The 15,146-nt window shown below is 56.3% G+C and carries 12 protein-coding genes and 1 pseudogene; 10 read left to right on the forward strand and 3 right to left on the reverse strand.

From position 1 onward, the window contains the following. Positions 1–16 precede the first annotated feature (16 nt). From nodB to LMTR3_RS13685, 3 genes are read right to left on the reverse strand one after another with little or no spacing between them, the layout of a single operon-like run. Positions 17–676 carry a chitooligosaccharide deacetylase NodB gene (nodB, locus tag LMTR3_RS13675; protein WP_065745488.1) on the reverse strand — a complete coding sequence of 220 codons (660 nt, stop codon included), beginning with the start codon at positions 674–676 and terminating at the stop codon, positions 17–19. Further along, on the reverse strand, positions 673–1,305 hold the full coding sequence (locus LMTR3_RS13680; protein ID WP_065745489.1) for a NodA family N-acyltransferase: 633 nt from the start codon (positions 1,303–1,305) through the stop codon (positions 673–675). Before LMTR3_RS13680 ends, nodB begins: the two co-directional genes overlap by 4 nt. After that, positions 1,302–1,730: a response regulator gene (locus LMTR3_RS13685; RefSeq protein WP_141686586.1), complete on the reverse strand. Its 429-nt coding sequence runs from the start codon at positions 1,728–1,730 to the stop codon at positions 1,302–1,304. The genes LMTR3_RS13680 and LMTR3_RS13685 overlap by 4 nt, the downstream gene beginning before the upstream one ends. Before the next feature lie 400 nt (positions 1,731–2,130). Between LMTR3_RS13685 and nodD1 the strand changes: the two genes are divergently transcribed. The 10 genes and pseudogenes from nodD1 to LMTR3_RS37525 all read left to right on the forward strand — a co-directional run bounded on the left by nodD1 (position 2,131) and on the right by LMTR3_RS37525 (position 15,042). Beyond that, positions 2,131–3,075, forward strand: coding sequence for a transcriptional regulator NodD1 (nodD1, locus tag LMTR3_RS13690; protein WP_065745491.1), 945 nt, complete (start codon positions 2,131–2,133; stop codon positions 3,073–3,075). A 791-nt stretch (positions 3,076–3,866) separates the two neighbouring features. After that, positions 3,867–4,820: a LysR family transcriptional regulator gene (locus LMTR3_RS13695; protein WP_065745492.1), complete on the forward strand. Its 954-nt coding sequence runs from the start codon at positions 3,867–3,869 to the stop codon at positions 4,818–4,820. Between the two features lie 1,094 nt (positions 4,821–5,914). Then, positions 5,915–6,127 (forward strand): hypothetical protein, encoded by a 213-nt coding sequence (locus LMTR3_RS36345; RefSeq protein WP_245319854.1) that lies wholly within the window; start codon positions 5,915–5,917, stop codon positions 6,125–6,127. Positions 6,128–6,271: 144 nt separating this feature from the next. Continuing rightward, entirely contained in the window at positions 6,272–6,979 is a 708-nt protein-coding gene (locus tag LMTR3_RS36350) for a MerR family transcriptional regulator (protein ID WP_084029582.1), read from the forward strand. Positions 6,980–8,200: 1,221 nt separating this feature from the next. Further along, on the forward strand, positions 8,201–9,307 hold the full coding sequence (locus tag LMTR3_RS13700) for a branched-chain amino acid ABC transporter substrate-binding protein (RefSeq protein ID WP_084029583.1): 1,107 nt from the start codon (positions 8,201–8,203) through the stop codon (positions 9,305–9,307). A 629-nt stretch (positions 9,308–9,936) separates the two neighbouring features. Continuing rightward, positions 9,937–11,028: a histidinol-phosphate transaminase gene (gene hisC / locus LMTR3_RS13705; RefSeq protein ID WP_065745679.1), complete on the forward strand. Its 1,092-nt coding sequence runs from the start codon at positions 9,937–9,939 to the stop codon at positions 11,026–11,028. 306 nt (positions 11,029–11,334) lie between these two features. After that, a complete protein-coding gene (locus tag LMTR3_RS13710) occupies positions 11,335–12,369 on the forward strand; it encodes an LLM class flavin-dependent oxidoreductase (RefSeq protein ID WP_065745493.1) in 1,035 nt (344 codons plus the stop codon). A 193-nt stretch (positions 12,370–12,562) separates the two neighbouring features. Next, positions 12,563–12,988 carry a hypothetical protein gene (locus LMTR3_RS13715; protein ID WP_065745494.1) on the forward strand — a complete coding sequence of 142 codons (426 nt, stop codon included), beginning with the start codon at positions 12,563–12,565 and terminating at the stop codon, positions 12,986–12,988. 128 nt (positions 12,989–13,116) lie between these two features. Further along, positions 13,117–13,828, forward strand: a pseudogene (locus tag LMTR3_RS39190) (PLP-dependent transferase); the annotation flags it as partial. Positions 13,829–14,622: 794 nt separating this feature from the next. Next, a complete protein-coding gene (locus tag LMTR3_RS37525; protein ID WP_141686587.1) occupies positions 14,623–15,042 on the forward strand; it encodes a hypothetical protein in 420 nt (139 codons plus the stop codon). Positions 15,043–15,146: the final 104 nt, after the last annotated feature.

Below are 15,146 nucleotides of genomic sequence, written 5' to 3' on the forward strand. Positions count from 1 at the left end.
GGGTGTGTCGATTTGTTTAGTGAGGTTGAGGAAGCGAGCGGATTGAAAATCCGCGGCGATGCAATGCTGGAATCAGGTGGGAAAGCGCCAAGACGGTCTGGTCGCGAACACGAGCATGAGTAGCCCGTCCCAACTCCTCGGGAGGACATCCATCGTGCAAGAGCACGATTGCACCCGGCCGGACAGAGGCCAGCACAGCGTCGACAATCGCGTTGACGCCGGGACGAGACCAGTCTCGCGGATCTACCGACCAGTGCAGGGCGGCCAGGCCAGCCCTCGCCGACGTGGTGAGCACCTCTTCGCTCCACATCCCATAAGGCGCACGCATGTGCCGCAGCGCTGCCTGGGGGCACGCCGTTTTGATGACCCTGCTCGCCGCTAGTATTTCATATTGCACTTGGGTGAGTTCGCATCTGGACAGGTCCGGATGCGTCATTGTGTGGTTTGCGACCTCGTGCCCTTCTGCGATCATTCGTCGGATCAGTTTCGGCTGGTCCGCCGCGTACGCCCCGATAACGAAGAACGTAGCGGGCGCTCGGTGTTCCGCGAGCACATCCAGGACATCCGGAGTGCAGAGTGGATCGGGACCGTCGTCAAACGTCAGATAGACGCCGCGACTTTCAGTGCGGTCAGCGTATTCGCTGCGCACTTCGCATAAGCGGTCGAGGTATGTCACAGCTCAGGCCCGTTCCGATCAATCACCGTACCAGCCGGCCACTCGCTGATCGGCCGTCCAATCGGCAGAACCAGGACAAGCACGTCCTCGACGCGCGTGGGCGATAACTTCAGATACACATCCGCAAGGGTGGACCGCACGCGGACCCCGGAGATAATGGTTGCCAGACCGCGGCGGGCCAGCAACCTTGTAAGATGTTCCTTCAGCGCATACCGAACCGTACCGAAGCCGAACGGAACGCCAAGCTTCTGCAGTACTGGATACATCACGCGCATTGAGTGCGTGATTCCGAGTCCCTCAAGATCCGGACGTACCCCGTACAATCCTAGCTCGGCCACTAGTAGATCGACGTCTCCGATCTTGATGAAGCGGCGTAGCGCGCCCAGATGAGCCGCTACGCCGCGTGCGTCGTAGCCGATTACACGGAGCTCAGGTCTCGCGCCGGCCCAACTTCGATAGTCTCCGAATGGTTTGGCATTGAATTCCCCGGTGGGACCATAGGTCTTTCGGAAGAAGTCGGAGAGTTCGATATGGTCGGCGAGGCGCAGTTCACTTTCCCAGACCACCCTCCACCGCACCGGCGAGCGCATGGACACACCTGCCGTAGAGCTGGATACGGCAATATTCATAATTGCCTCGCATGCACTGTCTGGCGCTTGACGATGGAGTTGATGCACGCGAGCCGTTCGCTTTCGATGAATGGCTTCACCGGGGAATGGGAAACGCTGGCTGCGGCCTGATGCTGGCATAGCTCGGGCCCGGCCACTCCGGGCCACTGAACATTTGCGATCAAGCAGGACGTGCTGCGAGAACGGCTGAATTGCGAGAACTCATCTGCGCACTGGACAGATTCGCAATTTTCGCCTGTCAAACAGAGTGCGCCTGTCAGCGCTTTACGGACCGATGCATCGCTATCCACGACGGAGATTACATCGAGCGCATGTGCCATTCGCACCAGATCCACTGGGGACTTCTCCTGCATTTTGCGCACGATTTGACTGCTATGGAAACGCGATAGATTTAGCCGGGTCGCAAAGGCATTTGGCGCCTTCAATCGGCAGCTCCTGACTGGTTGCGACGTTAGAGCGAACTGGCGGGCTGAACCAATTCTACGGAGGTAAACGGCCAATATAGAAACAGTTGGAGAAGCTATACGAACGTTTATCGGTAGTGTGCGGCGACGCGACCTCCGGCACGCCTCTCCCGTTAAGCTATTGCGATGCAGTTTGCGCAACCCGTTGAAAACTCTGGCTCCAATGGACATGCGCTTCGATCGGCGCTCGGGGTGCAGCTGAGACTTTTTCGCGGAGCCGGGGCAAAGATCGATAAGCATTCCTGATATGCCTGAACTTTTTGTTTGTCCCGACCGACGGCTTTGCTATCCGCCATTCGGCACAATTGGTAAAATCGATTGTTTTTATTGAACTCATCCAAAGGATGGATAACTCCACGCTATGCGCTTCAAAGGACTTGATCTAAATCTTCTCGTCGCGCTCGATGCTCTGATGACCGAACGCAATCTCACCGCGGCGGCACGCAGCATCAACCTGAGCCAGCCGGCCATGAGTGCGGCCGTCGCCCGGCTACGCGCTTATTTCCGCGATGAACTATTTACGATGAGGGGCCGGGAGCTTGTCCCAACACCACGAGCGAAGCGGCTCGCAGCACCGATTCGCGAGACTCTGGTGCACATTCAGCTCTCCATTATTTCCCGCGACACGTTCAACCCAACCGAATCGGACCGCCGCTTCAGGATCCTGCTTTCCGATTTCATGACAGTTGTTTTTTTTCGAAGGATCGTCGACCGTGTCGCGCAGGAAGCTCCCGCCGTCCGGTTCGAATTTCTGCCCTTTATCGATGAGCCCGATGAGCTTCTGCGGCGCGGCGAGGTCGACTTTCTTGTCTTACCGGAATTATTCATGTCGAGCGCGCATCCTAAAGCAACACTGTTCGAGGAGACACTCGTGTGCGTAGGCTGCCGCACTAACAAGCAGCTGTCACGGCAGCTTACATTCGACAAATACATATCAATGGGACACGTTGCAGCGAAGTTCGGGCAGGCGCTTAGGCCCAATATTGAGGAATGGTTCTTGCTTGAGCACGGTCTTAAGAGACGCATCGAGGTCGCTGTGCAGGGCTTCACGATGATCCCGCCGATGCTATCGGGGACTGAGCGTATAGCGACGATGCCCTCAAGGTTGGCCCAGCATTTCGCAAAGACGGTGCCCCTGCGGATCGTCGAAACTCCTCTCCCACTTCCCGCATTCACCGAGGCCATTCAATGGCCTGCCCTCCACAATACTGATCCGGCAAGCATTTGGATGCGGCGGATAATGTTGCAGGAGGCGGCCCGCATGGCTTCTCCGCGTGAGCCCCCCCGAAATCGCAGGCGCTGCTAGGTTTTGCTCGAGGCCTCTTAACACCTGGTCTCGGCCATCCAGATGCTTCAAGATCACCTGCTCGCTCGGGCCGCTCTCGTATGCCCGCATGTCTCGGAAGCCCGACCTGCAAGAGGCACGTACGCCACTTCTGCATGCAGAAGAACCCCTGCAATTCGATGTCAGCCGCAGCGCGCCCGAATTGGCGCGCTTAAGCAGCCGCTGATCAAGTAGCGATGTAATCTTGCTTCGCGCCAGCCACCTGCCAGGCCCCCGCAAGATGTTCTTGGAACTAGGCAAAGAGTGCAGCGGAGGGCTTTTACGCCATTGTGGCGGCTGCATTTGGCACCTGTGCCCGCGACGTGGTTCAGATATTCCGACAGACGCATTTTGTCGAATGAAATGATGTTCAGCTACACCAACGAAACTGCTTGAATCGCACACTGCGTCAGGTTGTAGGCTCACAAACGACGAGCAAAGCTGTGTCACGCGGAGCGTCGATAGCGCATCTGCGGCGCTATTGGCGTAATGGTAGGCAACGCGCCCTACTCTCAGCGGTTCATAGTGATCGATGTAGCGCTGGGAGCGATTGCTGAGCGCACCAACGGCCCTACTTCAAGCGGCGGGCGACTTCCTCGCCCGCTCGCATCCTCCGTTGCGCAACCAACATGCTTGCGACGAGTACGAGAGCCTTCTGTGCGATCGCGCGGGTAGCCCAGAAAGAGCCTAGCGCGGGGGGCGACTGGCACCTTCATCGAAGTAACCATTGTTGCTCAATGTTTACAACGCGAAGGCTTTCAGCGGGAGACGATATGCGTTTTAAGGGCCTTGATCTAAATCTTCTTGTTGCGCTCGATGCTTTGATGACCGAGCGTAACCTCACCGCGGCGGCACGCAGCATCAAGCTGAGCCAGCCGGCCATGAGCGCCGCCGTCGCCCGACTACGCGCCTATTTCCGCGATGACCTATTTACGATGAGAGGCCGGGAACTGGTTCCTACACCGCGTGCCGAAGGGCTCGCCGCCCCTATTCGCGAGGCTCTGCTGCACATCCAGCTCTCCATTATTTCCCAGGATGTGTTCAACCCTGCCAAATCAGATCGCCGCTTCCGGATCCTCCTGTCCGATTTCATGACAATCGTATTCTTTCGAAAGGTCGTGGACCGTGTCGCACGGGAAGCTCCCGCCGTCAGTTTCGAATTGCTGCCACTCGCCGATGCGACCGACGAGCTTCTCCGGCGCGGTGAAGTCGATTTTCTTATCTTGCCGGAATTGTTCATGTCGAGTGCACACCCTAAAGCGACATTGTTCGAGGAGAGACTCGTGTGCGTCGGATGCCGCACGAACAAGCAGCTACCACCGCAGCTTACATTCGAGAGATACATGTCCATGGGACACGTTGCGGTCAAGTTCGGGCTTACGCGAAAGCCCTCCATTGAAGAATGGTTCTTACTCAAGCACGGTCTCAACAGACGCATCGAGGTTGTCGTGCAGAGCTTTACCATGATCCCGCCTGTACTATTGGACACTTGCCGTATAGGTATGATGCCATCAAGGCTGGTTAAGCATTTCGAAAACACGATGCCCCTGCAGATCGTCGAACTTACGTGGTCACTTCCCACGTTTATCGAGGCTGTCCAATGGCCCGCTTTTCACAATAGTGATCCGGCAAGCATCTGGATGCGGCAGATATTGTTGGAAGAGGCGTCCCGCATGAGTCCTCCATCTGAGACTACGAAACATGCAGGCGCCCCTAAATTCACTTAAAGCGTCTTCTCACCTCCTCTTCCATCAATCCGGGTTACCCCAACCGAGCCTTATTCATCCTAAGCGCGAATTCGCACAGCGTGCTATGTCTCTAATATCTAGACGATATCTCAGCCGTCTCGCGTGCGCTTAACATAGGCTCCTCTCGGCTTGACGCCATTCTCTGTCGAGATCGATGGCGACAATTTGCGGCGTTGAAGATTAGTGACCCATTGCAAATGCCTATTGAACCTGCCACACCGGCAATTTTCTCACGCCAGCGGTTGGGCTCGCTCGAGAGGATAGCGCCCCAGTCCAGCAGAGACGGAGCGCGACATGCAAACGACCCAGGCGATCAACGACATTTCCTACGCATGGTCGGCGGCAGTTCTGGCACGAAGTCAGCTCCGATATCTACATTCGCTGGATATTCGTTCTCCTCGGAGCTGATGCCTTTGAGGGGCGCCTGGTCCCTCGGGCCGAACTCCCTCCCCACCTCCAGCAGCGCATCATCTGCAAATCGAAGCGGTTGCAGGACTGATCTGCGACGGCGAGCACGCGCTCCTGACAACCGAATTGCGCAACTAACTCGCAAGTGCGCTGATATCAGCAGAACTCGACATTCGCCTGCAGGGTTGCGAAGAACAGTGAGACTAGCTAATCGGCCCACATGCGCGCAGCGCACTGGCATCGATTATTCGGAGGCATTGCCCATCTGCGTGTCCAGCATTTGGTATACATTAAGACAGCGGGAGCCAAGCTGAGCAAGATAGTTGGATTATCGTTGTTGTATCCGCATTGGCTGCCGACCGATGCTCGTATCGGCTGCGCGCTTTCTTGCAGCCATGACTTAGAATAGCGGCCCACCGAATGTGGAAATTGTCTTCTTCGCCGCGCCAATCCGGCTGCACAGGCACTTGGTGCTCGCAAATGTTCCGAGAAAAGATAGTCGGGTCGCCCGCGCGGCCTTGAGGCGGAGCAAAGCGCGACTGTGTTGCGCAACAGCATCACTTCAACGTATACCGCACCTTCGTCGCTGTACGCCGGCGGCCTGTCTTCTTTTGGCCAAACGTCTTAGCCACGTGCGGCCGCCTTAGCGTTAATCATGGAGCCGAATGTTGCAGCAAAACAGTGGTGTCTACGATCCGGAAGACCTCTCGGTCTTGGGAAGGATTTTTGATGAAGCAGTCGCGGCATTACCGGCCTCTATGCGAACTCCTGAAAATCGAACAGCAATCGCCACGCTTGTTCTGCAACGTGCAGCAGCCGGTGAGGCCAACTTTGCGTCGCTGATGCACTTGATGGGCGCCATTGCTCCTGCTGCTTGATCAAACGACTCTCTGAGCGCAGCAACGTTGCTGGCGACAGAAGAGCCGCTTCGCTTGCGCCTGACTCGAAGCCGTTTCAGGTAGACCATTGAAATAGCTTGAATCTCACGCGACGTCAGGTTGTAGGCTTGAAATTAGAGAACCATGACAAAACCTACACCACGAAGGCGTCGATGGCGCATTGGCGAGCTTGCAGAGGCTACCGGGGTAACGGTACGCACGCTGCATCATTATGAGCACACGGGCTTACTAAGTGCGTCGGAACGCACCGACGGCGGTCACCGCATGTACGACCGCGAAGGCCTCAAGCGGGTACATCAAATCCGAGCGCTACGTGAGCTTGGCTTCTCGCTTTACGAGATCCGTAGAGCGATTGAGGGCAAAACGTCGCTTACTGACCTATTGCGTAAGCATTTGGAGAGAATTGAACTTCAAGTCGCTCGTGCAACCCTGTTGCGAGATCGTTTGCGCAACATGACGACCGATAGTGAATTACAAGTCAGTGTAGATGAGCTACCTGCCACTCTAGATGCAATGTCGCGGGTCGAGGAAGAACGCCCTCAGCCGCTCCCATGCACATGCGTCATAGACTCAGATCGAGAGGAGCGGTGGCGGAAGATCCGCGACGAGCTGCGCGATTGTGTGGATCGGGACGAGCATCCCTGCAGCGAACGAGCAAATGCTGTGGCGCTTAGAGCGCGCTTGCTGATCACAGAAATTGCAGGAGCTGATTCGACCGTTTCAACCATACTGAAAGTTCTTGCGCGATTGAGCGCGCCACGCAGTATGGCTGGCTGGGATCCCTGCCTAATGCAATATCTCGACCGCGCACTTGCCGCCTTGAACGGATGAACTGCGCTGAACCTGCCGCGCATAATGCGTGCGCCCCTGCTGTGTTCTCCATCTATGAGAATGAATTGAGCTTTTTTAGCGCCAGGGACGCGCCGGTTGTGGTTTGCGTCAGATTGTTGAGGACTCCTGTCGCTCTTCTCTAAGTTTTGCAGCGACGCTCCTTTGTCCAGACGTGACTTTGACAAATTCATCGAGACGAGCCCCTGAAGGGGCTTGAATCTTACGTGGCGTCAAATTGTAGGATCTCAATACGACCTAGGGACAACTCCGCCTAGGCGGGAGGACGCATGGACCTGCAGTACGTTCAGAGTTTCCGGGCGAGAGCTCCGGCATTCTCGAAGCACTGGATGATCATCGTGGCCTTGCAAGTGCTTGATCGGCGCGAGCCGGTCCGGGTGATCGCGGGATGTACTGGATACTGACGCAGCGTTCGTTACGACTAGTCGGGCTTCTCGCAAGAGGCTTTATCAGACAAACCGAACAAGACGGATTTATCTATCTCTCACTCACGGAAACGGCTCTCTAACTTCGTGGATCTCGCTTCGCTGCAAACCGATTCGACTCGACATCATGTCGTTGGCTCATCGGTTGCTGCTCCAAAAGTTAAGTTAAGGATTACGTATGTCTCTAGCTGCTAGGCTCACGCGTCACGAGACGGTCAGAAGGCTCGAGCACTTCCGCAAGAAGCGGATTGTCAAAGCGGTCTATGCGCCGTATGCGGTGCTACCGTCGGCATACTTGCAGCTAAAACAGGACGACCAACTAAAGATCAGGGCGGGATGTATTCACGTCGCCGTTGCCGGACAGGAACGGGAGCTCGGTCCGAGTTCGGCATGTGACGTCTCAGGCGCCGGTCCTCACAAAGTATGGAATGCAGGCGACGAACCCGCAGACTCAACATACGCGACGCCGCCGCGGGGATGGACATGCGAAACGTTTGCTGTGTTCGATCGATTGCAGCGTCAGGAGCGCGTCGGACGTGCTGGAATTCCGAAACTGTCCAACTTTCGGCGTGTATCTCACCGCTTATCGTCGCGTCTTTCGAAGCCGAACCAATGGTTGCTTCGCTCTGCCACGGCAGCTCCGGAGGGGTCTGCCGGCCGCGGCATATGCGCTGCCTTGAGGCATCCAAAGCTGGCGTTATCTATAACCAAGCGGCGCCCTCACATGCGCAGGAACGCAAGGCTGATAGCAAACTCAAGCGAACATCCGGAGCTCTAAGTGTCAATTTCTCGAATCACTTCAGCTGCAAGTGCAGCAGTCCTCTCTTGTGCTTTGGCTTCGACCGCGCCCGCTGCCGACGTCAATATCGCCGTGGTCGGCCCGATGACCGGAAGTACTGCGGCGCTTGGCTTACAAATGCGCGATGGTGCTACTGCGGCTGTCGATGCGTTAAATGCTTCCGGCCTACTTCCCGGTACCAAGGTCATATTGAGCGTCGCCGATGACGCGTGCGATCCCAAGCAGGCCGTCGCAGTTGCCAATCGGCTGACGACGGATCAGCCCAAGTTGGTCGTTGGCCACTTTTGTTCGTCTTCCTCTATCCCCGCTTCCGACGTTTACGCCGAAGCGAGGCTTATTCAGATATCGCCTGGCTCAACGAATCCTCAGCTAACAGAGCGTGGTCTCAAGACGGTGTTTCGGATTTGCGGCCGCGATGATCAACAGGGTGTCGTGGCAGCAGAATACATCCTGCGACACTATCCGCACAAAAAGATTGCGGTCCTTGACGACAAGAGCACCGCCGGTAAGGGCATTGCCGATGTGGTTGCGTCGCGCCTTCAGGAAGCAGGCGAAAAGGTCATTCGACAAAGCTATGTGGCCGGCGAAAAAGACTACACGGCCCTGGTCTCAAGAATGAAAAGAGACGGAATCCAGATCGCCTATATCGGCGGCTATTACAACGAGATCGGCTTGATTGTGCGTCAGGCCGCACAAGCAGGCGCAGGTCTCACTGTGATGGCGAACGATCCGTTGATGACCAGCGACTTTTCGGCGATCGCGGGCGACGCAGCAAACGGCACACTGTTCACCTTCATGCCCGACTCCACCAAGAATGCTCAAGCGGCGGACGCCGTAGCTAGGCTCAAGTCTTCCAACATGTCAGCGGGAGGCTACACGCTCTACGCCTATGCCGCCGTTCAGGCATGGGCGGAAGCGGTTAAGCGGGCCGGTACCTTCGATGGCCCGCAAGTAGCAGCTGCGCTTCGTTCGCAGCCAATCCAAACAGTAATCGGACCGGTCCGGTTCGATAGCAAAGGAGACAATGCCGCTCCCGGCTTTGTCGTCTACCGGTGGCATAACAACTCTGTCGAAGCCGTCGAGTAACACTCATCGTTGCGAGCACACACGAGCCTAGATACTCAGCCCTAGATATTCAGCGAAGTAATGGAAATGATGAAACGTAATTCCGGATATGACGTGCTACTCGGATCGGTTCTCGCGCTCGCGGTATTCGCGTCGTTTCTCGCGCTCGCGGTACTGGTCGTCGAGCTATCCAATGACATCGACGCACCAACGGATGAGTTTATGCCCAACGGAACAGCTCGGCCGATGTCGCTGCGTAACCTCTGTTTAGCTCTTTGCCGAACTTCCAGTGTGCGATTTGAGGACGACTCGTTGCGGACTAGTATTTGGTACCCGGACCAACGCAGAGTGATATTGCGGCCAACGCACAAATGACAGCAATGCCACTCCGTGATCGAGGCTCCTGATTGCTGCACGACACCTGATCCGCTCGACGATTATTCTCTCGGCTTCTTCAGGGTGGCGTGGAGAAACAGGTTCATCCCAGCTTCAAACGATTGGGCATTTCGAGCTGCCCGTAGCGACTTTTGGATGGCGGCCGTTCTCGCTGTCCCAACAAACACTCGAACTCTGTCTCCGGCCATCTACCGGACTGACCGACCGGCATGCTGACAACTGCCAGCGCCCTCGGCGTTCAACGGGAGTACCCTATGTCCGATGCCAAACTACAAAATGTGCTCTCTTCTCTTTCGCAGGCAGCGAGACAGTTAGATGCTCTGCCGTCCGGCCGGCCTGCGCCGGCCGCTGATTACGTCAAACTAAACACGAATGAGAACCCATTTCCGTTGCCAACAATCGTATGGCAAAGTGCCATTGCGGCGCTTGAGCGGCAGTATCTGTACCCAGAAGATGACAACATTAGCCTGCGAGAAGCAGCGGCTAACACTTACGGCGTCGCGATCGATCATGTCATTGCCGGCAATGGATCATCTGAGCTCCTAGGGCTCATCTACAGAGCATTTCTTGCCCCGGGCGACAGCGTCGCAATGCTGTCGCCGGGTTTTTCATTCAATCGCAAACTTGCTATGTTGCAGGGAGCTCAACTGCTTGAGATCGGATGTAACGATCCTCAGTCGTTGCCGATAGGGCAATTGCTCTTTGGACCAGCAAAAGATGCCAAGTTCATTCTGTTGGCTAATCCGAACAATCCGACCGGAACGTTCATCCCTATCGCTGATATCGAACGCCTCCTGGCACAATCGGACCGCCTCGTCGTGTTAGACGAAGCCTATGTCGATTTTGCGCCTGATAATGGCCTGCGGCTCCTCAGCCGCTATCCGAATCTTCTGCTCTTAAGAACACTTTCGAAAAGCTATGCTGCCGCTGGCATTCGCGTCGGCTTCGGGTTCGGCCACCCGCAGCTTATTGGAAGGCTTCGTAACATCCAAAGCGTCTTCAACATGAATGTAATCGGGCACGCGGTCGGCATCAGCATTCTTGCGCATCGCGCCGTCTATGAAGAGAACCATATGCACATCAGGCATGAAAGACAGCGGGTTGCGACCGCACTGTCGCAACTTGGATTTTCTTTAACGCCCTCCCACGCAAACTTCGTGCTAGCGCGTGTGCCTGCGGGACACGACGGAAGATGGTGGCAGGCCGCTTTGGAAAGGCAAAGAGTACTTGTTGCCTTCCTTCCCGATAACGGTCTCGAAAATTGCATCCGCGTGAGCATCGGGACAAAAGCGCAAATGGATGCGTTTCTGGGAGCCGTCAGTGACATTTCTGACAGCTTAAAGTGAGGAAGATCGCCAGTTGAGCCGCGCTAAAGTCTGGTTTTGCGTTACCCAGGCGAACGTACCACGAGGCTGCCAATGGCGAAGATCTGTTGTGAGTGAGCGGCGAACAGTAGCAACGGATCTATCCGCTTGGCAACGGGTGCTTAGGCCTCGAAGGGAGACGGACAATCGCCTCGCGATCGGCGGTGAGTACAAAGCAGAGGAGCACAAAATGTGCGGCCACAATAGGAGACGTCGGCGTCTTTGACCCGCTCAGATGCCGAAAAACAAGCGAACTTCCTGCCTTCACCTACAATTGGGGACAATCCAGTGAAAGACGTCTTTTCTTCAAAACTAACTTTCGGCATCTTCGATCACTTAGACGAGGACGGCCGGGACATCGCCCGACAATATGCAGATCGCCTCGTCCTGGCAGAGGCGTACGACCGACTCGGTTTCTTTGCATATCACGTGGCAGAGCACCACTGTACGCCGCATGGGAGAGGTCCATCGCCAAATTTGTTCTTGTCGAGCGTCGCACAGCGCACACGGCAACTTCGTATCGGGCCATTGGTGATGCTGCTTAACCTCTATCATCCGCTGCGTGCGTTTGAAGAGATCTGTATGCTCGATCAGTTGAGCGGTGGCCGGCTTGAGGTGGGTATCGGACGCGGTTCTCTTCCGCTTGAATTGGGCTACTACGGCGTCAGCGCTGACGCGGCGCCAGGCCGCTATGAAGAAGCAAGCGAAATCCTCATCAGCGCTATGAAAGGCGGCACGCTATCCTATCAAGGCCAACATTTTGAGATAAACAGCGTTCCGTTGACGGTAAAAACTTATCAGCGTCCAAGACCGCCAACATGGATTGCCACAAATCGACCCGAGTCCGCAGCTTGGGCCGCAGCCAATGGCGCAAATCTCGCGTGCGTAGGCCCCTCCTCTGCTGTGCGCAAAGTTACCGACGCCTTCCGCGCTAATCGAGAGCCCAACGGCAAGGCTAACGATCAAATGCCCTTTCTTGGATTGCTTCGCATGGTCGTGATTGCGCGTTCGGAGACAGATGCCTATTCGCTCGCGGCATCTGCTTACACACAATGGCTCGAGAGCTTTAAGTTCCTTTACGAGCTCAATGCCATCCCTACACCACCACACCTTCCGCTGACCTTCGATGCGGCAATCGAGAGCGAATTGTGCGTCGTCGGAACGCCAGCTTCTGTGCGACAAATTCTCCTAAATCAGCTGGAAGAGGCAGGTGCCAATTACCTTCTTTGTCAACTCGCATTTGGCAATCTGCCATTAGATGCTTCCCTGTGCACCGCAACCGCAATCCAATCCGAAATCATGGCTGGACTTGGCCGACAATGATTTGCCTGTCCGGCTTTAGAGGTCAAGCGTTGTGGCAGCGCTCCGACCCCTCCCGCACCGTCGGCGGGCAGCATGCGCTCACGATCAGCGGCTCCTGTTTGCTCACCACGACGTCCATGGGTCAACGAGGTGCGCTGTTGCCGCGATCCAGCAACGACACGTTTTTCTAAACCATACCTACGAGGACTGACTAATGACGAAAGACCGATTCGCCATGGGCTTTGCCCTTGCATTCATTCTGATGGCGAGCTTTCCTGCAGCTGCCGGCGCGGAGGAGCCTGCGTACGCGGGGCTGAACGGGGGCGCGCCGATCAACGTCGGCGACGTGTTGTCAGGCGAGCTCTACGCATTGCGCATACGCGATGCCAAGCACGGCAAAAAGGTCGCCTACCAGATCATCTCCGCGCCGCGCCGGCTGCCCGAGCCGCACGCGCTGTGCAAGCTAGAGACCGGACCGGTAATGTTTCAGCTCCTTACAACTGGCGACGCGCAAGCCAATCAGCTGAAGCCACTAGTCGGTAAGAGGATCTCGGTGAAGGTCGATGAAATCGCCTGCGCCGACGCCGAGCAGATGAGCGAGGCGGTGATCAAGAAGTGGAGTCTGGTGAAACAGCGTTGACTTTTTAGAGCCTCCGCTGACGATGTTCTGGCATATCGCGCAAAAAGCTGCGGAATTCTCCCCACCACCGTGGAAGGCAGCTACCGCAGGGTAAGGATTTGAATCTATAAAACGAAGCTTAGGCGACCATGAAACGTTTTTCGTTGAAGATCCATATAGGCAATCACATGCTGCGTCCGAAACGCACATGCTGAACTACGGCTACGATCCGCAATTATCGCAAGGAGCGGTTAGACCACCGGTCTTGCTGACCTCGACCTTTTCGCCTTCCGGACTGCCCAGAAGACGCGATGGACCTCTTGGATTTCGTTTCGGGTCGGCGCGAGCTTCCCGAGGGAATGGACGTAGCCTGGTTTATTCGCGGGTCAATCACCCCAACAGCGAAATTGTCGAGGACAGCGCATAGAGAATTGCGCACTGTTCTCATCCGTTGGCAGTGATAGCGATGACGATCCTCGCGTTCGGCAAGCCATGGCCACGTGATTGTGCACTCTCAACCCCCTCTACTGTGCACCGGAAGCGTTGCATGCGAAGACGGTTGCGAACCTTTTGATCGGCGCCGTCGGCTTTGCCCTCGGCCTCGACGCAATCGGAGTCAGGCTGGCGACGGGGACGCGGTGCGCAAAGGCCGAGTTGCTATTATTTTCATCGGAACTCTGGCAAACCCACCGATGGACTGGTCGATATTGCGGTGGTCCGCCGCGTCGCAGAAATGACCGGCGGGCCCAGGGACACCCGCCGGTCGCGTGCGACAATACATTGCTAGGGCCGGTGTTCCGGCGACGGATCGAACGTGCTGCAGCTCTCTTGTATTCACTGACCAATATGTCCGCGGGCTATAAGATCGGCATCGAACATCCGCCGGACCTAATTGCATATATCGCGCACGCGGTGACCGAGGCATAGCTGCAAGCGTGCGGCTGCTGGGGCGGGCCCGCCAGACGCCCATGAATGCTGTCCCGCTGGGCTTGCTGCCAATTCGACATATCGGTCTTTAACGAACTGCTTGTGACCTACGAGCAACCCTGAGCTGCGCTGCGCAGCATGCGTGCAAGGCAAGCTGCCACCACGGCTGCCCTTTTCACCCACAGAAGTCTGATTGCCATATCGATGCCATTAACCGGGCTATCAGGAACATAATGCAGCATCATCATTCGCTAAGGGAGAACCGTAAGTGCGCGTTAGTCCGTATTTCGAGGAGATCAAGGCTCGCGCGCTGCAACTGCTAACTAGCTTTCGGCCCACCGAAACCACATTCCCTCGAACCAAAGGGGAACTCCGACATGCCGTGCGCGGCGCGCTCAGCCAAGCACGCGACGAAATGTACAAGCGCGAGAGACCCCGCATGGGGTCGCGAGCGGAACGCGCTGCTGCGTATCGGCGCACTCACTTCAACGTTGGCAACTTCGCGCGCGCAGAGCGGGAAATTTGCAAGCTCATGTGGACGCGGCTGTACCACTGACAGTGGCGCCTTTATTTGCCAGAGCGCTCAGTATCGACAGCTCTTACATACATTGCAGCGGTTTTGGCAAAGATCAAATCGCGCGCGAGCCTCGCGCCACCGCATCGTCTGAATGTTTAGAGGCGACACTCTTCAGCTGCAGTTGCATTTCAAACAGGGACTCGAAACCTAAATGGACGTAGATACAAAAGCGACGTTTCGTCGAGAGACTCTGCGGGCGTCGCAAAAGACAGCAAATCCGGGCTTAATCAAGCTCGTCACCGACCGCTACTTCAAGCGCGGGCGGAATGGACGCTACCTGCTCGGCGAATCTGTTTCCGACCTGTTAAACCGCGTCAAGGCGCAGAAGCGCGAAGACGAGCCCCGCCTCACAGCATCTGCTCATCGCCCGATCCGAAGATCGCTTAAAGTCGGCGTCGGCAAGCTATCCAGATTAAGCAACACTGCGCAATCCTCAAGGAGATCTGCGGCGTGCTCAAATAGACATCTCGCGACCCCATCGATAATTGCAACGGGATCCTCGCGTTACGTCGAAGCGCGCCGCGATCATGTTCGAGCGCTGAGCAAACGTTCCCACGATCCCGTCGGCTAGCCGAAGAACGCAGTAATGCCAATCCCAACCACTACTGACGACGAGAAGGAGGATCAACGTGTGTCTGAGCAGCGAATGATCACGGCAGGCGATTCGATCGCGAG

Source organism: Bradyrhizobium sp. LMTR 3, from assembly GCF_001693485.1.
In the GTDB taxonomy this organism is placed as follows: Bacteria; Pseudomonadota; Alphaproteobacteria; order Rhizobiales; family Xanthobacteraceae; genus Bradyrhizobium.